This window comes from Delftia acidovorans NBRC 14950, assembly GCF_001598795.1.
GTDB lineage: Bacteria > Pseudomonadota > Gammaproteobacteria > Burkholderiales > Burkholderiaceae_C > Comamonas > Comamonas acidovorans.
Window position 1 is genome coordinate 95,117 of record NZ_BCZP01000016.1, and the last position, 24,353, is coordinate 119,469.

At 67.1% G+C, this 24,353-nt stretch carries 20 protein-coding genes; 9 read left to right on the forward strand and 11 right to left on the reverse strand.

All coding sequences use genetic code 11. From position 1 onward, the window contains the following. Positions 1-8: 8 nt before the first annotated feature. Both DA1_RS19870 and DA1_RS19875 read right to left on the reverse strand, forming a co-directional pair. Entirely contained in the window at positions 9-986 is a 978-nt protein-coding gene (locus DA1_RS19870; RefSeq protein ID WP_034398468.1) for a threo-3-hydroxy-L-aspartate ammonia-lyase, read from the reverse strand. 147 nt (positions 987-1,133) lie between these two features. Then, positions 1,134-2,660, reverse strand: a complete 1,527-nt coding sequence (locus DA1_RS19875) for a helicase HerA-like domain-containing protein (protein WP_034393052.1) — start codon at positions 2,658-2,660, stop codon at positions 1,134-1,136. A 78-nt stretch (positions 2,661-2,738) separates the two neighbouring features. Here DA1_RS19875 and DA1_RS19880 point away from each other — a divergent pair, with 78 nt between their 5' ends. The 9 genes from DA1_RS19880 to DA1_RS19920 all read left to right on the forward strand — a co-directional run bounded on the left by DA1_RS19880 (position 2,739) and on the right by DA1_RS19920 (position 12,952). Continuing rightward, positions 2,739-3,458 carry a YebC/PmpR family DNA-binding transcriptional regulator gene (locus DA1_RS19880; protein ID WP_012205357.1) on the forward strand — a complete coding sequence of 240 codons (720 nt, stop codon included), beginning with the start codon at positions 2,739-2,741 and terminating at the stop codon, positions 3,456-3,458. Continuing rightward, on the forward strand, positions 3,455-4,738 hold the full coding sequence (gene purD / locus DA1_RS19885) for a phosphoribosylamine--glycine ligase (protein WP_012205358.1): 1,284 nt from the start codon (positions 3,455-3,457) through the stop codon (positions 4,736-4,738). The genes DA1_RS19880 and purD overlap by 4 nt, the downstream gene beginning before the upstream one ends. 4 nt (positions 4,739-4,742) lie before the next feature. Next, positions 4,743-5,717 carry an oxygen-dependent coproporphyrinogen oxidase gene (hemF, locus tag DA1_RS19890; RefSeq protein ID WP_051940708.1) on the forward strand — a complete coding sequence of 325 codons (975 nt, stop codon included), beginning with the start codon at positions 4,743-4,745 and terminating at the stop codon, positions 5,715-5,717. 249 nt (positions 5,718-5,966) lie between these two features. Continuing rightward, the gene (rsfS, locus tag DA1_RS19895; RefSeq protein ID WP_013802637.1) at positions 5,967-6,752 is read left to right on the forward strand and encodes a ribosome silencing factor; all 786 of its coding nucleotides are present in this window, start codon (positions 5,967-5,969) and stop codon (positions 6,750-6,752) included. Between the two features lie 21 nt (positions 6,753-6,773). Next, a complete protein-coding gene (gene rlmH / locus DA1_RS19900) occupies positions 6,774-7,241 on the forward strand; it encodes a 23S rRNA (pseudouridine(1915)-N(3))-methyltransferase RlmH (protein WP_012205361.1) in 468 nt (155 codons plus the stop codon). Between the two features lie 127 nt (positions 7,242-7,368). Further along, the gene (locus DA1_RS19905; RefSeq protein ID WP_034393057.1) at positions 7,369-7,983 is read left to right on the forward strand and encodes a Maf family protein; all 615 of its coding nucleotides are present in this window, start codon (positions 7,369-7,371) and stop codon (positions 7,981-7,983) included. Positions 7,984-8,144: 161 nt separating this feature from the next. Beyond that, positions 8,145-9,632, forward strand: coding sequence for a ribonuclease G (gene rng / locus DA1_RS19910; RefSeq protein WP_013802635.1), 1,488 nt, complete (start codon positions 8,145-8,147; stop codon positions 9,630-9,632). Positions 9,633-9,811: 179 nt separating this feature from the next. Further along, a complete protein-coding gene (locus DA1_RS19915; RefSeq protein WP_034393060.1) occupies positions 9,812-11,713 on the forward strand; it encodes a LodA/GoxA family CTQ-dependent oxidase in 1,902 nt (633 codons plus the stop codon). A 9-nt stretch (positions 11,714-11,722) separates the two neighbouring features. After that, a complete protein-coding gene (locus tag DA1_RS19920; protein ID WP_034398471.1) occupies positions 11,723-12,952 on the forward strand; it encodes an FAD-dependent monooxygenase in 1,230 nt (409 codons plus the stop codon). Here the strand turns inward: DA1_RS19920 and DA1_RS19925 are convergent. From DA1_RS19925 to lptF, 9 genes are all read right to left on the reverse strand, one after another. Beyond that, positions 12,888-13,880, reverse strand: coding sequence for a Bug family tripartite tricarboxylate transporter substrate binding protein (locus DA1_RS19925; protein ID WP_034393063.1), 993 nt, complete (start codon positions 13,878-13,880; stop codon positions 12,888-12,890). The two genes, DA1_RS19920 and DA1_RS19925, sit on opposite strands and share 65 nt — an antisense overlap. Before the next feature lie 402 nt (positions 13,881-14,282). Continuing rightward, complete coding sequence (gene fauA, locus DA1_RS19930) at positions 14,283-16,502, reverse strand: TonB-dependent alcaligin siderophore receptor FauA (RefSeq protein ID WP_230590779.1); 2,220 nt, start codon at positions 16,500-16,502, stop codon at positions 14,283-14,285. 77 nt (positions 16,503-16,579) lie between these two features. Then, positions 16,580-17,542, reverse strand: a complete 963-nt coding sequence (locus DA1_RS19935; protein ID WP_034393068.1) for a helix-turn-helix transcriptional regulator — start codon at positions 17,540-17,542, stop codon at positions 16,580-16,582. A 110-nt stretch (positions 17,543-17,652) separates the two neighbouring features. Then, positions 17,653-19,347, reverse strand: coding sequence for a tannase/feruloyl esterase family alpha/beta hydrolase (locus tag DA1_RS19940; RefSeq protein WP_034393071.1), 1,695 nt, complete (start codon positions 19,345-19,347; stop codon positions 17,653-17,655). A gap of 105 nt (positions 19,348-19,452) precedes the next feature. After that, a complete protein-coding gene (locus DA1_RS19945; protein ID WP_034393073.1) occupies positions 19,453-20,619 on the reverse strand; it encodes a pyridoxal phosphate-dependent aminotransferase in 1,167 nt (388 codons plus the stop codon). A 59-nt stretch (positions 20,620-20,678) separates the two neighbouring features. Further along, positions 20,679-21,620: a CysB family HTH-type transcriptional regulator gene (locus DA1_RS19950; protein WP_034398475.1), complete on the reverse strand. Its 942-nt coding sequence runs from the start codon at positions 21,618-21,620 to the stop codon at positions 20,679-20,681. Between the two features lie 64 nt (positions 21,621-21,684). After that, positions 21,685-22,098 (reverse strand): sirohydrochlorin chelatase, encoded by a 414-nt coding sequence (locus DA1_RS19955; RefSeq protein WP_034393077.1) that lies wholly within the window; start codon positions 22,096-22,098, stop codon positions 21,685-21,687. A gap of 10 nt (positions 22,099-22,108) precedes the next feature. Beyond that, positions 22,109-23,218, reverse strand: a complete 1,110-nt coding sequence (lptG, locus tag DA1_RS19960) for an LPS export ABC transporter permease LptG (protein WP_034393081.1) — start codon at positions 23,216-23,218, stop codon at positions 22,109-22,111. Beyond that, positions 23,218-24,345: an LPS export ABC transporter permease LptF gene (gene lptF, locus DA1_RS19965; protein ID WP_034393085.1), complete on the reverse strand. Its 1,128-nt coding sequence runs from the start codon at positions 24,343-24,345 to the stop codon at positions 23,218-23,220. The genes lptG and lptF overlap by 1 nt, the downstream gene beginning before the upstream one ends. Positions 24,346-24,353 lie beyond the last annotated feature (8 nt).

Consider the following 24,353-nt stretch of genomic DNA (forward strand, 5'->3'; position numbering starts at 1 on the left):
GGGGCGGTTCAGTCGTGCAGAAAGCGTGCGTAGCGCGCCAGGTCCACATTGCCGCCGCTGATCAGAATGCCCACGCGCGCGCCCGACAGCGCAACCCCGCCATGCAGGGCGCCCGCCAGCGAGAGCGCTCCCGTGGGTTCGACCACGATTTTCTTGCGTTCCGCGTAAAAGCGCATGGCCTGCACCAGATGCTCGTCCGCCACGGCCAGGATATCTTCCACATGCTCGCGGATGATGGCGAATGTGATATCTCCTATGGACTGGGTCTGGGCACCGTCGGCAATGGTGTGGGGCGTGGGGATCTGCACGATCTGGCCTGCGCGCAGCGACTGGCGGGCATCGTCGCCGGCCTGGGGCTCGACGCCGTAGACCTTGCAGCGCGGGGCGAGCTGTCCGGCTGCCAGCAGGCTGCCGGACAGCAGGCCGCCGCCGCCCAGGCAGACAAAGAGGTAGTCCAGGTCGGGCACCTCTTCGAACAGTTCCTTGGCTGCCGTGCCCTGGCCGGCGATCACGTCGCGGTGGTTGAACGGCGGGATCAGCGTCATGCCGCGCTCGTCGGCCAGGCGGCGGGAGATGGCCTCGCGGTCTTCGGTGAAGCGGTCATAGGTCACCACCTGGGCGCCGTAGGAGCGTGTGGCTGCCATCTTGGAGGCGGGGGCATCCTCGGGCATGACGATGAGCGCGGGCATGTCCAGCATCTGCGCGGCCAGGGCGACGGCCTGCGCATGGTTGCCCGAGGAGAAGGCCAGGGCGCCGCGCTTGCGCTGCTCGGGCGTGAACTGCGACAGCGCGTTGTAGGCGCCGCGTATCTTGAAGGCGCCCGTGCGCTGCAGGTTCTCGCACTTGAAGAACAGCTGGGCGCCCAGCAGCTCGTCGGCGGTGCGGCTGCGCAGTATGGGTGTGCGGTGGGCCACGCCTTCCAGACGGCGAGCGGCGGCGGCGACATCGTCATAGGTGGGCAGCGAGGGAGGGCTGTTCGTCGTCATGGCGTGCGGTTCCGCAAAGTGGATGGAGGCGCTTTCGATCATAGCCGCATGCGCGGGCTTTCAGAGCCCTGAAATGCGCCAGCCGTTGCATGGCAACGGCTGGGTGCTATGGTGTTTGATGCGGCGCAGGGCCGGTGCGCCAGCGCTTCAGCGCTTCTTGTTGCCCAGGATGCCGCCGAGCACGCCGCGCAGGATCTCCTTGCCCAGCGAATTGCCCATGGTGCGCATGGTGGACTTGGCCATGGTCTGCACCAGGCCGTCGTGCTTGCCGCCGCGCGGGCCCGTGGTGCCGAACAGCAGGTCCTTGAGCCCGTCCATCATGGCGCCACCTTCGCTCGCCGCAGGGGTGGCACCGGCCGGGCCCGTGCCGGTTGGCGCTGCGCCGTCGCCGGTCGCTGCCGTGCGGCCGCGCAGCACCTCGTAGGCCGACTCGCGGTCCACGGCCTTTTCATAGACGCCGGCCACCAGCGACTGTGCCAGCAGGGTCTTGCGCTGCTCCTCGTTGATGGGGCCGATCTGGCTGCCGGGCGGGATCACGTAGGCACGCTCGGTGATGCCGGGGCGTCCCTTGTCGTCGAGGAAGCTCACCAGGGCCTCGCCCACGGCCAGCTCGGTGATGGCGGCCTCGATATCCAGGCCGGGCTTGGGCCGCATGGTGGTGGCCGTGGCCTTGACGGCCTTCTGGTCGCGCGGCGTGAAGGCGCGCAGCGCATGCTGCACGCGGTTGCCCAGCTGGGCCAGCACGGTGTCGGGCACGTCCATCGGGTTTTGCGTAACGAAATACACGCCCACGCCCTTGGAGCGCACCAGGCGCACCACCAGCTCGATGCGTTCGAGCAGCACCTTGGGCGCGTCGTTGAACAGCAGGTGGGCCTCGTCGAAGAAGAAGACCAGCTTGGGCTTGTCGGGGTCGCCGATCTCGGGCAGGCGCTCGAACAGCTCGGACAGCATCCACAGCAGGAAGGTGGAGTACAGGCGCGGCGAATTCATCAGCTTCTCGGCGGCCAGGATGTTGACCACGCCCTTGCCGCCGGCATCGGTCTGCATCAGGTCGTTGATGTCGAGCATGGGCTCGCCAAAGAATTTGTCGCCGCCCTGCGACTCGATGGCCACCAGCCCGCGCTGTATGGCGCCCACGCTGGCCGCGCTGATGTTGCCGTACTCGGTGGTGAACTGCTTGGCGTTGTCGCCCACATGCTGGAGCATGGACCGCAGGTCCTTGAGGTCCAGCAGCAACAGTCCGTTGTCGTCGGCAATCTTGAAGACCAGGTTGAGCACGCCCATCTGCGTGTCATTCAGGGCCAGCATGCGGCCGATCAGCAGCGGACCCATGTCCGAGACCGTGGCGCGCACCGGGTGGCCCAGCTCGCCGAACACGTCCCACAGCGTGGTGGGGCAGGCCAGGGGCTGGGGAATCTCGATGCCGCGCTCCTGCAGGGAGGCCGCCATCTTGGCGCCCGTGCTGCCAGCCTGGCTGATGCCGGACAGGTCTCCCTTGATGTCGGCCATGAACACCGGCACGCCGATCTCGGAGAATCCCTCGGCCATTTTCTGCAGCGTCACGGTCTTGCCGGTGCCGGTGGCGCCCGTAATCAGGCCATGTCGATTGGCCAGTGCGGGCAGCAGCAGGCATTCTGTGGCAGAGTGGCGGGCGATCAGAAGTGGAGCGGCCATTTCGGGTTTCCTCGGGGGAGCATGCGGTCAAAAGTAAAATCCCAGCCGCAAGGTTAAATCAATATCAAAGGACAGCCTGTGGCAGGACACAGTAAATGGGCCAATATCCAGCACCGCAAAGGCCGCCAGGACGAAAAGCGTGGCAAGGTCTGGACCCGCATCATCCGTGAAATCATGGTGGCGGCACGCACGGGAGGGGGCGATCTCAGCGCCAACCCGCGCCTGCGCCTGGCGGTGGAAAAGGCCAAGGCGGCCAACATGCCGGCCGACAACATCAAGCGCAACATCGACAAGGCCACGGGCAACCTCGAAGGCGTGACCTACGAGGAAATCCGCTACGAAGGCTATGGCATTGGCGGCGCGGCCATCATCGTGGACACCATGACCGACAATCGCGTGCGCACTGTGGCGGATGTGCGTCACGCCTTCAGCAAGTACGGTGGCAACATGGGCACGGAGGGTTCCGTGTCCTTCCAGTTCAAGCATGTCGGACAACTGATCTTCGCTCCCGGAAGCGACGAGGACCAGATCATGGAAGTGGCTCTGGAGGCCGGCGCCGAGGACGTGATCACCGATGACGAGGGAGCCATCGAGGTGCTGACCGCACCCGCAGAGTTCGAAACCGTGCGCGACGCGCTGCAGGCCAAGGGCCTGACGCCGGAGGTGGCTGAAGTCACCATGCGCCCGGAAAACACCATCGCCCTGCAAGGCGATGACGCAGCCCGCATGCAAAAGCTGCTGGACATGATCGAAGACCTGGATGACGTACAGGACGTCTACCACAACGCTGAACTATGAAAATTCTTGTGATTGGTGGCGGAGGCCGCGAGCACGCCCTGGCGTGGAAACTGGCTGAATCGCCGAAATCGACCAAGGTCTATGTGGCCCCCGGCAACGGTGGCACGGGCCTGGCCGGCGGCAAGGTGGAAAACCTCAACATCACCGACCCGCAGGCGCTGCGCGAGTGGGCGCAGGCCGAGAAGGTCGCGCTGACCGTGGTCGGCCCCGAGGCTCCGCTGGCTGCCGGCGTGGTCGATGAGTTCCGCGCCCACGGCCTGCGCATCTTCGGCCCCTCCAAGGCGGCCGCCCAGCTGGAAAGCTCCAAGGCCTTCTCCAAGGACTTCATGGCGCGCCACGGCATCCCCACGGCACTCTATGAAACCTTCACCGACCCGGTGGCGGCCCATGCATACGTAGACCGCCTGGGTGCGCCCATCGTGGTCAAGGCCGACGGCCTGGCCGCAGGCAAGGGCGTGGTCGTTGCGACAACGCTGCAGGAAGCCCACGACGCCGTGGACTTCATGCTCGTGGACAACAAGTACGGCGTGGCCCACAACGACGGCGGCGCCCGCGTGGTGATCGAGGAGTTCCTCGCTGGCGAGGAAGCCAGCTTCATCGTGCTGTGCGACGGCAAGAACGTCCTGGCCCTGGCAACCAGCCAGGACCACAAGCGCCTGAAGGACGGCGACCAGGGCCCGAACACGGGCGGCATGGGCGCCTACTCGCCCGCGCCCGTGGTCACGGCCGACGTGCATGCCCGCGCCATGCGCGAGATCATCCTGCCGACTATCCGTGGCATGGAAAAGGACGGCATTCCCTACACCGGCTTCCTGTATGCGGGCCTGATGATCGATGCATCCGGCCATCCCAAGACGCTGGAGTTCAACTGCCGCATGGGCGACCCCGAGACCCAGCCGATCATGATGCGTCTCAAGAGCGATCTGGTGGACGTCATGCTGGCGGCCACCGATGCCAAGCTCGACCAGGTCGAGCTGCAATGGGACCGCCGCACGGCGCTGGGCGTGGTCATGGCCGCGGCCGGCTACCCCGAGGACCCGCGCAAGGGCGATGCCATCAGCGGGCTGCCGCAGGACGCCGCCGATGCCATGGTCTTCCATGCCGGCACCCAGCTCAAGGATGGCGTTCCCGTCACCAGCGGTGGCCGCGTGCTGTGCGTCACCGTGCTGGCCGACAGCGTCAAGCAGGCCCAGCAAAAGGTCTATGACGTGGCGCGCGGCATCCATTTCGATGGTGCCCAGTACCGCCGCGACATCGGCTTCCGTGCTGTGAAGAACTGAGTCCATGGCAGAGCAATCGACCGGGCAGGCGCTGCCCGTGGCGCAGGTGCGCGAGTACCTGACGGGCCTGCAGGCCCGCATCACGCAGGCGCTGGAGCAGGTTGAAGGCGAGGGCGGTGCACGCTTTCTATCCGACGCCTGGAGCAAGGGCCCCGGCGAGCGCCTGCAGGGCGATGGCATCACCCGCATCATGGAGGGCGGCCGCGTGTTCGAGCGCGCGGGCTGCGGCTTCTCGCATGTGCGAGGGCCGCAGCTGCCGCCCTCGGCCACGCAGCACCGGCCTGAACTGGCGGGTGCGCCGTTCGAGGCCATGGGCGTGTCCCTGGTCTTCCATCCGCGCAATCCTTTTGTGCCTACGGTACACATGAATGTGCGAATGATTGCGGCTGGCTCAGGTGCGGCCGGCTCAGGTGCGGCAGGGCATCCGGGCAACGAACCCACCTGCTGGTTCGGCGGCGGCATGGACCTGACACCGGTCTACGGCTTCGAGGAAGATGCACAGCACTTTCACCGCGTCTGCCGCGATGCGCTGGCGCCTTTTGGCGACACGCTCTACCCGCGCTTCAAGACCTGGTGCGACGAGTACTTCTGCCTGAAGCACCGCAACGAGCAGCGCGGCATCGGCGGCATCTTCTTCGACGACTTCTCTGAGCTGGGCCAGGCGCGCAGCTTCGACATGCTGCGTTCGGTGGGAGATTCCTTTCTGGAGTCCTACCTGCCCATCGTCGAGCGCCGCCAGGCCATGGACTACGGGCAGCAGCAGGTCGATTTCCAGCGCTACCGCCGCGGCCGCTACGTGGAGTTCAACCTGGTCTGGGACCGGGGCACGCACTTCGGCCTGCAGTCCGGCGGGCGCACGGAATCCATCTTGCTGTCCATGCCCCCGCATGCGAGCTGGAGCTACCAGCGCGAGGACGCGCCCGGCACGCCCGAACGCGCGCTGCTGGAGCAATTCCTGGTGCGCCGCGACTGGCTTTGAGCTCCATTGCCGCCATCCCCGACCGCGTGGCGAAATCCGCGCGTGCAAGGGAATAGGCGGCAAAACTATAATTTCAATAGCTTGAGGCGCAGCGTTGGCTGCGTTCTCCACTTTCTTCGGCGCGAAATCTTCCGGCGATCTGTGGGCGAACTCCATGCATTTTGGAGCGCCGCTACAGCCAAGCCCTCTACGGGCCGCACGGCGCTCGCGCTATATTGATCCCATTTCTATTCCACTGATCACCGCCTGATGACCACTTCCACCAAATCGGATTCCGCAGCCAAGCGCGACGTGACCAAGCTGCAACGCGCCATTGTTGACGGCCTCGAAAACGTCAAGGCCCAAGACATCCAGGTCTTCAATACCGAAAAGCTCTCGCCGCTGTTCGAGCGCGTGATCGTGGCTGCGGGCACCTCCAACCGCCAGACCAAGGCGCTGGCCTCCAGCGTGCGCGACGCCGTCAAGCAGGCCGGTTTTCCCGTGCCACGCCAGGAAGGCGAAGAAAACGGCGAGTGGATCATCGTGGACTGCGGCCAGGCCGTGGTCCATGTCATGCAGCCAGCCATCCGCCAGTACTACCGCCTGGAAGAGATCTGGGGCGAGACGCCTGTGCGCCTGAAGCTGGGTGCTCCCAAGCCCACGCGCTCGGCCGCCACCGACAAGGCCGAGGAAAAGGCCAAGAAGGCCGCTTCCAAGAAGGCTGCTGCAACGGCCGCCAAGCCTGCTGCCAAGAAGGCCGCTTCTGCCGCTGCACCTGCTGCAGGCAAGAAGCCCGCTGCCAAGAAGGCAGCTCCTGCCAAGGCCGCTGCGCCCCGTTCCGCAGCTGCCAAGCCGGCCGCATCCCGTACGGCTGCTGCAAAGTCGGCCGCTCCCAAGTCCGCCGCCGTGAAGTCGGCCGCCGCCAAGGCGCCGGCCCGCAAGACGGCAGCGCCCAAGGCCATCAAGACCGTGGTGGTCAACCGCGCTCCCGCCAAGCCCAAGGCAGGTGCCGCTGCCAAGCCGGCCGCCAAGCGCGCTCCCCGCGCCAAGGCCTGAACGGTTCGGGACTGACGCTGCATGAAACTGTTGATCGTGGCCGTGGGCCAGCATGTGCCCGACTGGGCGCAGACGGCCTACGACGACTATGCAAAGCGCTTTCCCCCGGAGCTCAAGGTGGAGCTCAAGGCCGTCAAGACCGAGCCGCGCGGCTCCAAGACGGTAGAGACCCTGTACGCGGCCGAGCGCAAGCGCATCGAGGCCGCCATTCCGCGCGGCACGCGCATCGTCGTGCTCGATGAGCGTGGCACCAATCTGACGACCAAGGCACTGGCCCAGCGCCTGCAGGGCTGGCAGCTGGAGGGCGACGACGTGGCCCTGATCATCGGCGGCCCGGACGGACTGGACCCCGCCTTCAGGCAGGCTGCGCACGAGCGCATCCGCCTGTCGGACCTGACCCTGCCGCATGCCATGGTGCGGGTGCTGCTCATCGAGCAGCTGTACCGTGCCTGGTCGGTCAACGCCGGCCATCCCTACCACCGGGAATAGGGCCTGTCCCGGCTCCCAGGCTCTGCCAGCGGCCCTGTCACGCGGATCCGAGGATCTCGTGATACTATGATTTTGATAGCCTTCAGCGCTTTGCAACAAAGGGCTGAAGGCATTTCTCATTCTTATCATGCCGCCATTCATCTACCTTGCCTCCCAGAGCCCCCGCCGCCGCCAGCTGCTGGAGCAGCTGGGTGTGGCCCATGAGCTTTTGCTGCCCAACGCCGAGGGCGACATTGCCGAAGATGCCGAGGCCATAGAGGCCGAACTGGCCGATGAGGCAGCGCGCGACTATGTGCAGCGCGTCACCGCGCTCAAGCTCGATGCCGCCGTGGCCCGCCATGCGCGCCGCGCCCTGGCTGTGGCGCCCGTGCTGTGCTCGGACACCACGGTGGCGCTGGATGGCCGCATTCTTGGCAAGCCTGCCGATGCCGACGATGCCCGCCGCATGCTGACCGCGCTTGCGGGCCGCGAGCACGAGGTGCTGACCGCCGTCGCCATACAGCACGGCGCGCGGCGCCTGGCTGCGCTGTCGGTGTCCCAGGTCTGCTTCTCGGCCATGAGCGCGCAGCAGATCGACGCGTATGTGGCCTCGGGCGAGCCCATGGGCAAGGCCGGCGCCTATGGCATACAGGGCCGCGCGGCGGCCCATGTGCAGTGGCTGCACGGCAGCTACTCGGGCATCATGGGCCTGCCGCTGTTCGAGACGGCGGCGCTGCTGCGCGAGCTGGGCTGGGCACTGTAGGCCGGCTCCCCGACCTTGGCCCGCAGGGGCGTGCAGGCATGCGCAGACCGCCGATGGCAGCGGATGGCGCGGCAAGATAGTGGCAAGCGGCCACCGGCGCAATGATTGCCGGGCCGCCATGGCCGAGAAATACAAACGACAAAGCACACCACAGGCACAGCATGCAGCAAGACATTCTGATCAATTGGTCGCCACAGGAAACGCGCGTGGCCATCATCGAGAACGGCGCCGTCCAGGAGCTGCACATGGAGCGCCCGCTGGAGCGCGGCCTGGTTGGCAACGTCTATCTGGGCAAGGTCTCGCGTGTGCTGCCGGGCATGCAGTCGGCCTTCATCGACATCGGCCTGGAGCGCGCGGCCTTCCTGCATGTGGCCGATGTGTGGCAGCGGCAGGAAGGGGGCGAGGCCCCCATGTTCGCGCGCAAGGACATGCCTGTCGTGCCCATCGAAAAGCAGGTTTTCGAAGGCCAGACCATCATGGTGCAGGTCATCAAGGACCCGATCGGCACCAAGGGTGCGCGCCTGTCCACGCAGATCAGCATTGCGGGGCGATTGCTGGTGCTGCTGCCCCAGGATGACCATATCGGCATCTCGCAGAAAATCCCGCAGGGCGAGCGCGACGCGCTGCGCGCCCGCCTGCAGGGCCTGGTGGGCACCAAGGAAACCGGCGGGGGCGGCGGCTTCATCCTGCGCACCAATGGCGAGGATTCCAGCGACGCCGAGCTGGCCGACGACATCCGCTACCTGCGCAAGACCTGGAGCCGCATCAAGGACGCCTCGGTGCGCCTGCCGCCCATGTCGCTGCTGCACCAGGACCTGAACCTGCTGCAGCGCGTGCTGCGCGATCTGGTGGGCGAGGGCACGCAGAGCATCCGCATCGACTCCAAGGAGCAGTTCGCCCTGCTCATGACCTTCGGCCAGGAATACATGCCGGCGGCCGTGCCCAAGCTGCAGCACTACCGCGGCGAGCGGCCCATCTTCGACCTCTTCGCCATCGACGAGGAAATCGCCCGTGCGCTGGGCCGCCGCGTGGATCTCAAGTCCGGCGGCTACCTGATCGTGGACCAGACCGAGGCGCTGACCACGGTGGACGTCAACACCGGCGGCTACGTGGGGGCGCGCAACTTCGACGACACCATCTTCAAGACCAACCTGGAAGCGGCCCAGCAGATTGCGCGCCAGCTGCGCCTGCGCAACCTGGGCGGCATCATCATCGTGGACTTCATCGACATGGTGCGGGACGACCACCAGGCCGAGGTGCTGTCCGAATTCAAGCGCCAGCTCGGGCGCGACCGTGTCAAGACCATGGCGGGCGGTTTCTCGCAGTTGGGCCTGGTGGAGATGACGCGCAAGCGCACGCGGGAATCGCTGGCCCACATGCTGTGCGAATCCTGCCCGGTCTGCCAGGGCAAGGGCCATGTGAAGACCGTGCGCAGCGTCTGCTACGAGGTGCTGCGCGAAATCCTGCGCGAAGCGCGCCAGTTCAACCCGCGCGAGTTCCGCATCGTGGCCTCGCCCAAGGTGGTGGAGATGTTCCTGGACGAGGAAAGCCAGCACCTGGCAGGCCTGTCCGACTTCATCAAGAAGCCCATCTCGCTGCAGGCCGAGACAGCCATGGCACAGGAGCAATACGACATTGTGCTGCTGTGAATCGGTATTTATCCTGCTAATTCATTATCAATAGCAGTCCATCTATTGGTGAATGAATGTGTTCAATTGAACTCATTCTTGCATTGCTATGGATTGTTGATTCCCGATAATTAACTTTGTCTCGGCTTTTTTGATACTGTTTGTTGCAATCAGTGCCTCAGCAACTGAAAGGGCGACGAATGGGAATCGACTCCACCATTGTGCGTGCAGCCATACACCCGGGAATTGGTGTGGCGCGTATTGGCAATAGTCCGGATGAGTACTATGTCGGCCCCGAGCTGATGCATGTGCCGCCCATGGCGCCGGGCAGCCTGCGCGATGCGCAGGGCGCGCTCAAGCGGCAGGCGGCGCGCTTTCGCATCTACGGCTACAACGCTGCGGGCGAGGTGGTGCGTGAACTCACGGCCGACCAGGAGCAGATCGAATGGGAAGTCGAGCTGGCCAATACCAAGGCTGCCTGGTATCAATTCCAATTGGCGCTGGACGTGCCTGAAGCCGCAACGGCCGATCCCACGATTTTGCGCAATGCCACGGTGAAGGACCGGAAAAGCCTGGCCATTCGACCCGGAGCCCGCCGCATTGCCAAAGGCTCGGCCCCCGTGGCATTCGACAGCGGCAGTTTCTGCGGCAAGCCGGTTTATCTGGGCGAATTGCGCATTGAAAAGACGGGCCAGCTTCTCGTGCTGGGAGGCCGTGGCGTCTCTGCCTCCGTGGATGGCTCCAAGGCCACCACGTTTGCGAACAACGAGGGCTGGCATGACGATGTGGCCGACGGCCCCGTGCGCGCCAAGGTCGTCGTGGCCGGTGTTTCCGTGCCGGTGGATGCGGCATGGGTCACGGTTGCGCCGCCCAACTACGGCCCGCAGATGAAGTCGGTGCGCACCATGAAGGACCTGATGGAGGATGTGTACATCCACTCGGGCATGGCCGCCTTCCCGCTGCACGTCTCCTTCAGCCGGCACATCCTGCCCATACTCCAGCGCCAGAGCAGCCTGCAGTGGGCGAACAAGGGCTTTGCATCCCAGTTCGGCTGGGGCGGGGCGGCCAATGCGGATGACGAGGTGTGGATCGCCAGGCTCAACAGCCCGGGCACGACCTGGGCCGAGCTGCGCCAGCAGGTGGCGAATGCCTTCCGGCGCTTTGACCGTGATGGCGCATCTCCCCAGCCCTGGCCCTGGCTGTATGGCGATGCCATGGCCGTGCCGCCCGTCGACACACCGCGCCAGCATGCGGCGCTGACGGCCACGCAGCTGAGGATGCTGGACCTGTGGGCCGGTGGCCATTTCCTGTCCGACTGGAAGCCCGGCCAGCAGTACCCTGCCCAGCTCGCCGACGTGCCGCTGCAGGAGCAGCCGGCCATGCTCGACCATGCCGCCATGGACGACTGCCTGGCCGACGCCTTCCATCCGGGCTGCGAGATCACCTGGCCCATGCGGCACGCCAGCATGTACCGGGCGCCGTTCCGCATCCGCGAGGCGGCAGTGAACCCGCCCGAGCTGCAGCTCTACGGCTCCCGGCTCACGCCTGCGGTGGCCCTGTCAGAGAGCGGGCCGCTGTATGCGCAGGTGGCCGGCGACCTCACGCGCTGGATGGCGGTCCCCTGGCAGACCGACACCGCCAGCTGCCGCAGCGGCTATTACGCCGGCTATGGCCCACGCTACGACCCCTACCTGCCCACGTTCTGGCCAGCCCGCGTGCCCAACCAGGTGCTGACGCAGGAGGCCTATGAAAGGGTCATCAACGCCGAACTGCCGCGCGAGCAGCGCGTTGCCGCCTTCAACCGCCGCGAGTCGTGGTTCCGCACACTGGGTGAGGAAGGCTATGAGAGCGAGATCAACCGCATGATCAGCCACTTCGGTGACATGGGCGTCATCGAGAGTCGGCCCGGGGTGCGGGGCGACAAGGACTTCCCGCCGGTGATGCAGGTGGAAAACCGCATCGCCCCGGCGCCGTTGCACATGCTCAAGACTGCGGTGCAACCGGACGGGCAGGAAGTGCCTCCCCGCATCGAGCCCTTCGATGCAGACAACGAGCAGCAGTTGCGCGCCATGACGCAGCGCGGCCCGGTGCTGCCGCGCTGAGTGCCGGCCATGTCGTCGCACGCCATGGCCGCCGCGCCGCTGCCGGATGAACTGGATGTGCTCGTCGTGGGCGCAGGGCCGGCGGGCGCGGCCGTTGCCGCGCAGCTGGCAGGGCACTGCCGCGTGGCGCTGATAGGGCGTGCCGTGCAGGCTGGGCGGGCCATTGGCGAAACCCTGCCCGCTGCGGCCCGGGTGATTCTGTCCGACCTGGGCGTGTGGGATGCGTTCGCGGCACAGGGCCACCGTCCTGCCTGGTCGCGGCGGTCATTGTGGGGAAGCTCCGAGGTCATCTTTCAGGACGCGCTGTTCGACCCGCATGGTGCGGGCTGGCACCTGGACCGTGCGCGCTTCGACGCCATGCTGCTGGAGGCTGCGCGCAGCCGTGGCGTGCCCTGCCTGGTGCCCGCCACGCTGCGCAGCATGCAGCGCCAGCCACCGGGCGCACCCATGCGCTGGCGCTGCCTGATCGATAGGGCGCAGGGCGACACGGCGCATGGCCCGTTGGAGCTGTCCTGCCGCATCGTGGTCGATGCCACGGGCCGCGCGGCCCGCGTGGCCCGGCAGGCGGGCGCCCAGGTCCACCGTGGTGGCCGCCTGGTCTGCTTTCACGCCTGGGTGGAGCCGCCATCGCATGAGCATGCAGGCACCACCATGATCGAGTCGGATGCCGAAGGCTGGTGGTACAGCGCTGACCTGCCCGATGGCAGTTGCGTGATTGCCTGGCAGACCGACATCGATCTGCCTGAAGCCCGGCGCCTGCTCAGCACGGCCGATCTGTTGGAAATGGCGCATCACACGGCCCTGGTGGGCGCGCGCAGCAGGGGCAGCCGGGTGCTGGAGCCGCTGCGCGTGGCCGCCGCCCACGAACAATGGCTTGATGCAGCCAGCGGGCCTGACTGGCTGGCCGTGGGCGATGCAGGCCTGTCCTTCGATCCGCTGGCATCGCAGGGCCTGCTCAACAGCCTGGTCACGGGCAGCGAGGCCGCCCTGGCCGTGCGCCGCAGTCTGGCGGGCGATGCCGATGCGCTGCCGTCCTGGAATGCGTGGATCGGCACGATACGCGCCGCGTACCGCACCCACCACCAGCACTACTACGCGCTGGAGCAGCGCTGGGCGGCCGAGCCGTTCTGGACCCGCCGCCAGCAGGCTCCGGAGGCAGGGATCGGAGCCGACGTTACTGCCGCTCCAACTTCGCCGTCTGCACGATCGCATTCCAGCGCTGGTACTCGGCCCGCGTGAATTCGCGGAAGGCCTTGGAGTCCAGCAGGCGCACTTCGCCGCCCAGTGCCGTCACCTTGGACTTGAAGTCGGCATGGCCCGCCACCTTGAGCGTGGCATCCTCCAGCCGCTTGACGATGGCGGCCGGCGTGCCCTTGGGTGCCAGCACGCCGTTCCAGGTGCCGGTCACGAAGGTGGGGTAGCCGCTTTCCTTCATGGTCGGCACATCGGGCAGGGCGGGCAGGCGCTGCTCGGAGGTCACGGCCAGGGCCTTGAGCTTGCCCGACTGCACGAAGGGCAGGGCGGGCGTCACGTTCTCGAAGATGAAATCGATCTGGCCGCCCAGCAGGTCGGTCAGGGCCGGCGCGCTGCCCTTGTAGGGCACATGCACCATGTCCAGCTGGGTGGCGCTCTTGAACAGCTCGCCCGACAGGTGGACCGTGGAGCCGCTGCCCGGCGAGCCATAGCTCATGCCGGTCTTTTGCGCGGCGGCGCGTGCCACCAGGTCCTTCACCGTCCTTGCGGGCGTGCGCGTCTCGTTGACGACCAGCACATTGGGAATGGTGGTCACCAGGGCCACGTACTCGAAATCGCCCAGGCTCTTCTCGCTCAGGTTCTTGTACAGGCTCTGGTTGATGGCCTGGGTGCCGGCCGTGCCGAACAGCAGCGTGTAGCCATCATTGGCCGCCGAAGCCACGCGACTGGCGCCGATGGAGCCGTTGGCGCCGGAGATGTTTTCCACGATCACGGGCTGGCCCAGCGATTCGGACAGGCCCTGCGCCACCATGCGCGCCAGCACATCGGTATTGCCGCCAGGGGCGAAGGGCACGACCAGCTTGACGGGCCGGGTGGGATAGGCATCCGCCCAGGCCTGGGGCAGGGGCAGCAGCGTGGCGCCGAGCAGCGCGGCAGCGCGCAGGAATTGCTTGCGTGAAAGGGTGCGGGGCATGGGGGATGTCTCCTTGTCGGTGTTTTTGGTGGCGCAGCGGCTGCGGCCGGCGGCGGATTTTTCAGGCGGGCCAATGCTGGGCGGTGGCTGTCTTGACGTCAATCAATGTTTTGGCAGGACGTCATGCGGCGGGCGAATGACCTGTTCGTCCTTGCTCGGAAAATGAGAATGGATTGCACCGGCGTGCGCTCTTCATGGCTCCTGCAACCACGGCGCAAGCCTCCTGGACCCGCCCATGAACAAGGTCCGCACCCTCTCCTGCATCCGCCCCCGTCGCTGCCAACTGCCCGCATCCATGCGGCTTTGCGGCTCCTGCCTGCACCTGCACGGTGCGCCCCATGGCGTGGGCCGGCGCCCGCCGAGGCACCGGGGTGGGGTGGGCATTGCCGATGCCGATACAGCTTAGAAATCCGCCTTCAGGCTCACCGTCAGATTGCGCGGCTCGCCCCACCAGCCCTGGTTGTAGAAGCCGATCTGGCTGTAGTACTGGCGGTCCAGCACGTTGTTGAGCTGCACGCTGGCCGACCAGGTGGGGTCGATGCGGTAGTGGGCCGAGAGGTTGACCACCAGGTAGCTGCCCTGGCCGACCTGCACGCTCTGGCGCAGCGGGTTGGTCACGTTCTGCCAGATGCGGCTTTGCCAGCGCAGGTTGCCGCCCAGGCTCAGGCCCCGAAGCGCACCCTCGAAGCTGCGCATGGCCGTGAGCTTGACCAGGCTGCGCGGGTGCGTGGTGTTGAAGGCGGCGCCGCTGGCGCTGCGTGCCGTGTAGTGCGTGTAGCTGGCGCCCATGCGCCAGCCCCGGGCCGGCTCGCCGCTGAGTTCCAGATCGATGCCGCGCACCTGCGCGCCCTTGACGCCGCGATAGGCCTTCTGGTCTGTGGTGCCGTCGATGAATTCGCCCGTGTCCTGCGCCAGATTGTCCTGGCGGGTCTGGAACAGCGCGGCAGAACCCTGCAGCCGGTCCTGCAGCCAGGAGCCCTTGAGGCCCAGCTCGAAGGCCTGGCCGGTGACGGGGTCCAGGATGCTGCCTTGCTTGTCGCGGTAGTTCTGGGGCGTGAAGATTTCCGTGTAGCTCAGGTAGGCCGTATGCCGGGCATCGATGTCCCACAGCAGGCCGGCGTAGGGCGTGATTTCGTTGCTGTAGCGGTAGTCGCGCAGGCTGCCGAAGTAGTTCTGGCGCGTGGACCAGCGGCTCAGGCGGGCGCCGGCCACGGCCGTCCAGCCATCGGCCAGCGAGAAACGCCCCACGGCATAGCCGCCGCTTTGGCGCATGCGGCTGTCGTCGCCGCCGTTGGAGACGTCGGACCAGCCAGGCTCGGCCAGGCTGCCGTTGCGCCAGTCGAGGAAGTTGTCCGTGGCAGGCGGCGTGCCCAGCGGTGCGTAGCGGCGGATGTCGATGTCGTCGCGCACATGGTTCCATCCCACGGCAATCTCGTGCTGACGCCCGAACAGCGCGACCGGGCCGCTGGCCGTGAGGTGCAGGCTGTCGCGCGAGCGGTCACCCCGGTATTTGATGAAGGAGTTGGCCATGCCCAGGCCGGTGGTGGCGTCCGGCGCGCCGCCCCGGTAGACGTAGCGCATGTCGTAGTTGCCTTCGTTGCGGCTGTAGGCGGCGCGCAGCAGCCAGCGGTTGTCCAGGCGGTGCGTCAGGTCCAGCGTGGCCGTGGTGTTCTCGGTGCCGAAATGCGACCAGCGCGTGTTGTTGGATACCGAGCGGTCGAAGTCCGTGCGGCTGCCGTCCGCATAGAACAGCGGAAAGCCGGCGCCCATGCCGGGACTGGTGTTCTTCTGGTATTCGAGGCTGGTCACGAGCCGCGTGGCGGGCGTCAGGGCCGCGCTGACCACGGCATACAGGCCCTGCCTGCGCTGGCCAAAGTGGCTGACGTAGCTATCGCTATCCGATTGCACGGCCACGACGCGGCCATGCACGCGGCCTTTGCGGTCCAGCGGCAGGGACAGATCGGCCTCGGCGCGGCGCAGGTTCCAGCGGCCAAGCGTCAGCGAGGCATGGCCGCCCGCCGTCTCGCGCGGCTGCTTTCGCACGAAGTTCACCGTGGCCGACGGATCGCCCGAGCCATTGAGCAGGCCCGTGGCGCCGCGCACGATTTCCACGCGGTCGTAGAAGGCCGTGTCCATGTCGGTGGCGCCGAAGTTCCACAGGCTGTTGATGGGCGAGGCCAGCCCGTCGAACTGGAAGTTGCTGACGCCAAAGCCGCGCGAGGAAAACTGGTAGCGGTTGCTGTCGCTGCGGCTGACCGACAGGCCGGGGGCGGAGGCCTCCAGCGTCTGCGAGACCGTGAGCTGGCCGGCATCGTCCATGAGCTGGCGCGTAATCACGCTGACCGACTGCGGTGTCTCGCGCGCCGACAGTTGCAGGCCCGTGGCCGTGCCTGTGGCGCCGCTGGTGTAGCGCGCCGTGCCTTCGGTGGTACCCGCATCGGCGGCGGCGCGCACGGTGACGGTGCCCAGTTCGGTGTCGCCTTTCCTGGCAGGGGGCCTGTCCTCGTCGGCGGCCCAGACTGCTGGCGCAGGGGCTGCACAAAGTGCACAGATCAGCAGGGACAGCGGGGTCCGCGCGCCTTGGGGGTGTCGGGGGGTGGGGTTTTGAATGCGAATGCTCATCATTTCCATGGTCCTGGGCGTGAGCCCGGATTGTGGGAAATGTGTGCCGCCGCCGCCTGTTCCCGGCGACGCCAGTCCTATGGTTTGCGACGCAGGCTGCCTTGGCTGGGCGCGTGGCCGAAGCGCTGGCGAAAGGCCGTGGCGAAATTGCTGGCGTGCTGAAAGCCCACGCAGTCGGCCGCTTCCTGCACGCTCCAGCCCTGTGCCAGCCGCTCGCGCGCCAATTGCATGCGGCGCTCGCGCAGCCAGCCGAACACGGTCTGGCCGTAGGCGGCCTGGAATTTCTCGCGCAGCGTGGTCGGGCTCATGCAGGCCAGGCGCGCCAGGTCGTCCAGGCTGTGCGCCTGGCCCGGCGCCGCATCCATGCACTCGCGCACGCGCTCCAGGCCGCGCCTGTCCCGGGGATGGATGCGCGGCGAGGGCGCAGGCCGCGGCTGCGCATGTGCCTGCAGCGCGCAGGCCAGCACCTGCAGCGCAATGCCTTCGCGGTGCAGCCGGGCCAGGCTGCCGCTCCAGACGCCATCGAGCAGCTGGCGCAGCGACACCGCCAGATGCTCGGGCAGCGACCAGGCATGCAGCGGCGGGCCGGACTGCTGCAGGGCGTGGTGCAGCAGCTCGGCCAGTTCGGCATCGGCGCAGGCCTCGGGTGCCTCGATGGACAGGTTGAAGCCACGCACCCTCTGGCCTGCCGCATGGGTGGCCTTGAGCACCTCGGTGTCGCCGCAGGAGAATGCCGCTGCGGCATGGCGCGTTACGCTCAGGGCCTTGCGGGCGGCGGGCAGCTGCAGCTCGGCCTGGCCGTCCAGCAGGACCACGGCGGTGAAGCGCCGCGGGTGCTCGGACGTGGATTCATAGCCATGGTTGATGCGGATGTCGGAACTGACCAGCTGCAGGCCCGAAGGCAGTTGGTGCTCCTGCACCTGGCCTTCGAAGATGCAATCGTTTTCGGAGACGGTGGAGAGAAAGCGCACGCTGAAACCGTGGCGCTGGCGCATGGCGTCGAGCTGCGCCGTGGTGTAGCGCTGGGAAGGGGCGGGCATGGGCGGAGGCGGAAAGGCGGTGGCGGGAAGCGCTCGCTGCAGTGAACGCTTCTCATTATCGCTGCAGGCTTGCTCCGGCCCTGCGCCGTCCAGCCCGCAGATGCGCAGGCTCAGGGCAGGGCGCAGACAAAGCTGGCCGCATCCTCCACATTGCCCGTGCCGGCGGCTGCGCCCTCGAACCTGTACCTGGCAATCTTCGGATACGGGCACAGCGGGCGCGTGCGCTGCGGAAAGTCCGCGCTGGACGGCAGGGCCCTGGCGGCGATGGTGTCCGGGGCGACGCCTTTCTCCACCCAGTCGACCATGGCCTGTATGGAGTCGAAGCTGTCCGTGGCCGGGCCGCCCGAGCAATGGTTCATGCCCGGCACGAGGAAGGTGCGCGCAAAGTCCTGCGTGGCCTGCATGCCGCCGTTGTTGGCGGCCAGGCGCTCGTAGTAGTCCAGCGTGTCCAGCGCCGAGAAGATGGGGTCGGACATGCCGTGGATGAAGAGCATCTTGCCGCCGTGCTGCCGGAAGGCCGTGAGCCGGTCATCCCGGTAGGTGTCATAGATGGCCGAGTAGGCCTGCATGCGCGCCGGGTCGGTGTCGAAATTGAAGGCCAGCGGGTTGAAGCCCAGGTCTGGCGGGGTGAGGAATTCGTTGACCAGCGCATCCACGATCAGCGTGATGTAGCGCGAATCCGGCGTGGCGGTGGTGGAGCTGCCCAGTGTCCAGGTGCGCCAGCCCGGCGCTGCCAGGCCCGGATCCCACGGCTGGCCCGCATACAGGGCCTGGCCTGCCGAGTTGCGCGGCCCGGCAAACACGTTTCTGAGCGCGTTCACCTGTCCGCTGCTCAGGCAGCTGCCGGTCTTGGCGCCGCCGCACTGCAGCACGCCGGGGTCGAAATGGCAGGCCTTGACGTGGTTCACCATGCCATCGGCCACGCCGTCGGCCGCATCGCAGGAGGCGGTCACGGCCTTGGCCACCAGGTTCAGGTCCTCGTTGCTGAAGGCCCGGGAGAGGATGCGCCGACCGCTGCTGTCGGCCGGCGCGATGGCATCGAACTCGATGGTGTTCCACATCGCGGCCACCGTGGCGCCGCTCGATACCCGCATGGCAGGGGCGCCGGCCGTGATGGCGTCGAAGTAGTCGGGAAAGCGCTGCGAGAACACCATGCCCTGCCGCCCGCCACCCGAGCAGCCTGAAAAATAGGAGTGCTCAGGCTTGCGCCCGTAGCGCGTGGAGATCAGTGATTTGGCCGCCACGGCGGTCTTGTCGTAGGCGTTGTAGGCGTGGTCCAGCCGGGCCTGAGGGTCGGCACCGAAGCTGGCCGTGGTGCCGGTGTGGCCCGCGTCGGTGGAGACCACCGCAAAGCCCTGGCCCAGCGGCGAAGGCGTTGCGCCAGAGATGCTGGAGCTCAGCGAGGTGTCGCGCAGGATGCCGTCGTTGCCACCGCCGCCGATGAAGAGAAACCGGCCGTTCCATTGGTCCGGCAGGCTGAGCTGGAACCCGATGGCGTAGTTCTTGCCGTCCACGCCCACGCGCGGGTTGATGGCGCCGGTGACTACGCAGTGCCCGGGCAGCAGCGCGCCGGTGCTGGCGCCGCCCGGCCTGCGGGTGTCGGGCGGCACATAGCTGGTGGACAGCCGGGTGGCCGCAAGGCCTGCCCTGTCAGGCAGGTCGGCGCAGGCGGCCGCCTGCGTTGCGGCATCGGCCAAAGTGGGGCTGCTGCCACCGCCGCAGCCCGCCATGAGAAGGGATGCGGCAAAGGCGGCCGTGGATGGAAAAACGCGCCGCAAGGCGCGTGGGGCGTGGTCGATTCGCATGGCTTGTGTCTCCTGTCGCCCGAGCGTAAGACCAGGGACGGAGGGGCCATGTCATCTCAGAGGATGACGGGACAACCCGGCGTGGGCGCTGCCCCGCGCCCGGCTTCAGAGTTTGCGCAGCCGCTCCAACGCCGCGCGCAGCGTGCTGTCTTGCTTGGCAAAGCAAAAGCGCACCACGCGCTGGTCGAAGCCGTCGCCATAGAAGGCCGACAGCGGGATGGCCGCCACGCCATGCTCCCGGACCAGCCACTGGCAGAACGCGGCTTCGTCCAGGTCCGACACGGCCGAGATGTCGGCGCAGACGAAGTAGGTCCCCGCCGTGGGCAGCAGGCGCAGGCGCGAGCCTTCCAGGCCCTGGCAGAACAGGTCGCGCTTGGCCTGGTAGAAGGCGGGCAGCTGCAGGTAGGGCGCAGGGTCGGCCATGTAGCTGGCCAGGCCCGCCTGCATGGGCGTGTTGACGGTGAAGACGTTGAACTGGTGGACCTTGCGGAACTCGGCCGTGAGCGCGGCCGGCGCGGCGACGGTGCCCACCTTCCAGCCCGTGACATGGTAGGTCTTGCCGAAGCTGGAGACGATGAAGGCGCGCGCCGCCAGGCCGGCAAAGCGCGCGGCGCTCTGGTGCTGGCGGCCGTCGTAGACCATGTGCTCGTAGACCTCGTCGCTGATCAGCAGCACGTCGGTGGGCGCCAGCAGCTCCTGCAGCTGCAGCATCTCGGCATCGCTCCAGATGGTGGCGCTGGGGTTGTGCGGGCTGTTGATGATCAAAAGCCGTGTGCGCGGCGTGATGGCGGCGGCAATTTTGGCGAAGTCGGGCTTGAAGCTGCCCGGCGTCAGCGGCACGCGCACGGGCACGCCGCCGGCCAGCTCGATGTTGGGTACGTAGCTGTCGTAGCAGGGGTCGAGCACGATCACCTCATCGCCCGCATGCACGGTGGCCAGGATGGCGGTGAGGATGGCCTGCGTGGCGCCGGCCGTGACCGTGATCTCGGTGCCCGCGTCGTAGCGGCGGCCGTACAGCGCCTCCATCTTGTCGGCCATGGCCTGGCGCAGCTGCGGTAGGCCGGGCATGGGCGGGTACTGGTTGTGGCCGGCCTGCATGGCGGCCGTGACGGCATCGACCAGCCTGGGGTCGCAGCCGAAGTCGGGGAAGCCCTGGCCCAGGTTCACCGCCTGGTGCTCGGCGGCCAGCGCCGACATGGTGGTGAAGATGGTCGTGCCCACATGGGGCAGGCGGCTGGGGAAGGCGGGCGTGCGGGGCGTGGCAGAGGTCATGGCGGAGGCAGCGGAAAACGGGAACGGGCCCGCGCTGCGGGCCCGGTTGGGGCGGAGGATCAGAGTTCGTAGTCGTGCACGTGGCCGCTCATGGCGCGCATGATCAGGTCGCGCGTCAGGCGGTCGCTGAGCAGTTCGGCGAAGCGGTAGACGAAGTTGCGCAAATAGGCGCCACGCTTGATGGCCACGCGCGCCACGCTCTGGCCGAACAGATGGCCCATGGGGCGCACCACGAGGTCGTTGACCGGATCGTCGCGCATGGCCATCTCGGCCACGATGCCGATGCCCAGGCCCAGGCGCACATAGGTCTTGATCACGTCGGAGTCAATGGCCTCCAGCACGATGCGCGGACGCAGCCGGCGCGTGGCGAAGGCCTGGTCGATCTTGCCGCGCCCGGTGAACGAGGGGTGGTAGGTGATCAGCGACTCATGGGCGATGTCGTCCAGCGTGATGCGCTCCTTCTGCGCCAGCGGATGGCCCGTGGGCATGACCAGCACATGCTGCCATTCGTAGCAGGGCAGGGTGACGAGATCGGGGTAGTCGGCCAGGGACTCGGTGGCCATGCCGATGTCGGCGATTTCGTCGATGACCATGCGCGCCACCTCGGCCGGCGTGGCCTGGTGCAGGCTGATGGTGACCTTGGGATACAGGTCGCGCAGCCGTGCCACGGCGGGCGGCAGCACGTAGCGGGCCTGGGTGTGGGTGGTGGCAATCGACAGCGTGCCGCTGTCCTGGGCGCTGTACTGCTCGCCGATGCGCTTGAGGTTGCCGATCTCGCGCATGATGAGTTCAATGCTCTTGAGCACCTCCAGGCCGGGTTCGGTGATGCGCTTGAGGCGCTTGCCGTGGCGCGCGAAGATGTCGATGCCCAGCTCCTCCTCAAGCTCGATGATGGCCTTGGAGACGCCGGGCTGCGAGGTGTGCAGGGCCTTGGCCGCCTCGGTGAGGTTGAGGTTGCGGCGCGCCGCTTCTTGGACGAATCGGAATTGGTGCAGGTTCATGGCGGTGACAGCTGGGTGCAGCGCGCCATTATGCTGCATTTATATAAAGAAGCGATTCGTTATTTCAGCTTCCTGACCTGCCGGAAGGCTCCATGGCCGCCAACGCCAGCTCTGCCAGCAGGGCCGTGACACGCGGATGCTCGCCCACGGCAGGCTCCAGTTCCACGGCCACCTGTGGGTGGGTGTCGCGGATCTCCTGCACCAGCTTCGGGATGTCCTCGCGCGCATGCTTGCCCGTGCCCAGGAACAGGGGCAGCACGGTGATGCGCATGGCGCCCGCCTCGACCAGCCCGCGCGCGGCGGTGGGCAGGTCGGGCGCACAGGCTTCCAGGTAGGCGCATGCAGCCAGGCCGTGGGGCCGCGTTTGCCGGACGGCGCCGAGCACGGCCTCGATGGGCTGGCGCCACAGGGCGTCGCGGGAGCCGTGGGCCAGCAGGATCAGGCCGGCAATGCCGGCCGCTGTTGTGTCGTTTTGCATGGCAACGGATCTAGCGGCGCAGCACCAGCCAGGTGAAGGCGGTCAATGAAAGAAGGCTGTAGAGCAGGCCCGGCGCCGCAGCGGTCAGCCAGGGCGACCAGGTCTGCAGCGTGCCGATGTAGCCGAACACGTTGTTCAGCAGGAAGAAGCTGATGCCGGCCATGACGCCGCCGAACACATAGGCCGCGATGCCGCCCGAGCGGAAATGCAGATAGGCAAAGGGCAGGGCCAGCACCACCATCACCAGGCAGCTCATGGGGTAGAAGACCTTGCGCCAGAACTCGATCTCGTACTTCTGCGCGGCCTGGCCGTTGGCCTCCAGGTGGCGCACGTACTGAAACAGCGAGATGGTGGACATGCGGTCGGGCTTGAGCAGCGCGGCCGAGACCATTTCGGCGCTGATGCCGGTCTTCCAGACCAGGCTGTCCTCCTTCTCGCGCAGCAGCACCATGCCTCCGTCGGCCTTGGCCTTCAGGCGGCTGGCCTCAACGCCCTGGAGCGTCCAGGATTCGCCATCCTCGCTGACCTGCGCCGCCTGCGCATGGATCTGGGCCGAGATGCGGCCCTGGCCGTCAAAGTCGAAGATGCGCACATTGGAGAAATCACCGGGCCCGCGGATGGCGCGCACGTTGATGGCTATGGAGTGATCGCCCTGGCGTTCCTTGAGCCAGGCACCCGTGGCGCCGCGCGACAGCTGGGCCAGGTGGATGGCGCGGATGTTCTGGCCCGCGTTCTCGGCCGCCGGCGCCAGGTAGTCGCCCGTGCCGAAGGTGGCCAGCACAAAACCCAGGCCCAGCACCATCAGCGTGCGCAGCGCCAGCCAGGGGCCCATGCCGCTGGTGCGCATGATGGTGAATTCCGAGCTCTGGGCAAAGCGCGCCATCACGTAGATGGTGCCGATCAGCACGGTGATGGGCATCAGCTCGTACAAGTGGCTGGGGATGCGCAGCACCACGAAGAGCAGGGCGTGCGTGATCTGGTAGCCGTTGTCGCCGCCGCGCCCGACCCAGCGCAGCTCATCGACCAGATCGAAGAAAAAGAACAGCGCCAGGAAGGCCAGCGTCACATAGCTGACGGCCGCGATGATGTCGCGGTACAGCAGGTTTCTCAGAACTCTCATCAGGGCACCGCCTTTGCGTCGTCCAGGGCAGCCGGCTTGCAGGGCCTGCGCCACAGGTCGCGCGGCGACCAGCGCTTGTGCCGTACCAGCAGCACCAGCAGTGCCAGCAGCAATGTTCCACCGTGCAGCAGGGCCGTCATGGCGGGCATGCTCAGCTTGCCCGAGGCCACCCAGTTCTCGCCCAGCGTCATCAGGTTGTAGTACACGATGAAGGCGAACAGCGCGAGCATGAGGCTGCCGCTGCCACCAGCGCGCGGGTTCACGCTGGCCACGGCCAGGCCCAGGATCACGAAGTTCAGCGCCGCCAGCGGCAGGCCTATGCGCCAGCCCAGCTCGGCGCGGTAGATGGGTTCGGTGCGCGGCAGCAGCTCATGCGTGTAGGTGCTGCGAGCGGCCATTTCCTCGGCAGCGGCCAGATTGTTGCCGCCGCCGAGCTGCGTGCCGTATTCCTTGAACTCGCTGATCTTCACCGAGCCGTCGCTGGTCTGCGTTTCCATGCGCTGGCCGTCGGTCAGCACGGCCATGCGTTCGCCCTTGACCACTTCCAGCCGCGCCCCGCGCGCCGAGGTCACGGACTCGCGCCCGCGCTCATTGGCCACGATGAACACATTGTTGGCTGCGGTGGCGCTGGGTACGTCCTTGTCGATGAAGAACACGCGCGAGCCGCCCGCAGACTCCTGGAACTCGCCGGGGGCGATGCGGTCAATGTCGCTGCGCTGCTCGAACTGGGTCTTGATCTGCTCGATCTGCTGATTGGCCCAGGGCAGGATGCCCAGGCCCAGCACGGCGATCACGGCAAGCACCGGCCAAGCAAAGCGCAGCAGCGGGCGCAGCAGGCTGGCCAGTCCCTGGCCTGCGGCGAACCAGATCACCATCTCGCTGTCGCGGTACATGCGCGACAGCGAGCCGACCACGGCCACGAAAAGCCCCAGGCCCAAAATCGTGGGCAACTGGCCAAGCACCGTATAGCCCATGACCAGCAGAACGTCGGAAGGGCTGACATTGCCCTTGTAAGCCTGGCCCAGCGTGCGGATCAGCATCATGGTCATGACGACCGTGATCAGCACCACGACCGTGGCACCGAAGCTGCGGGCCAGCTCTTTGCGTATGGATGAATCGAATAACATTGGCTGAA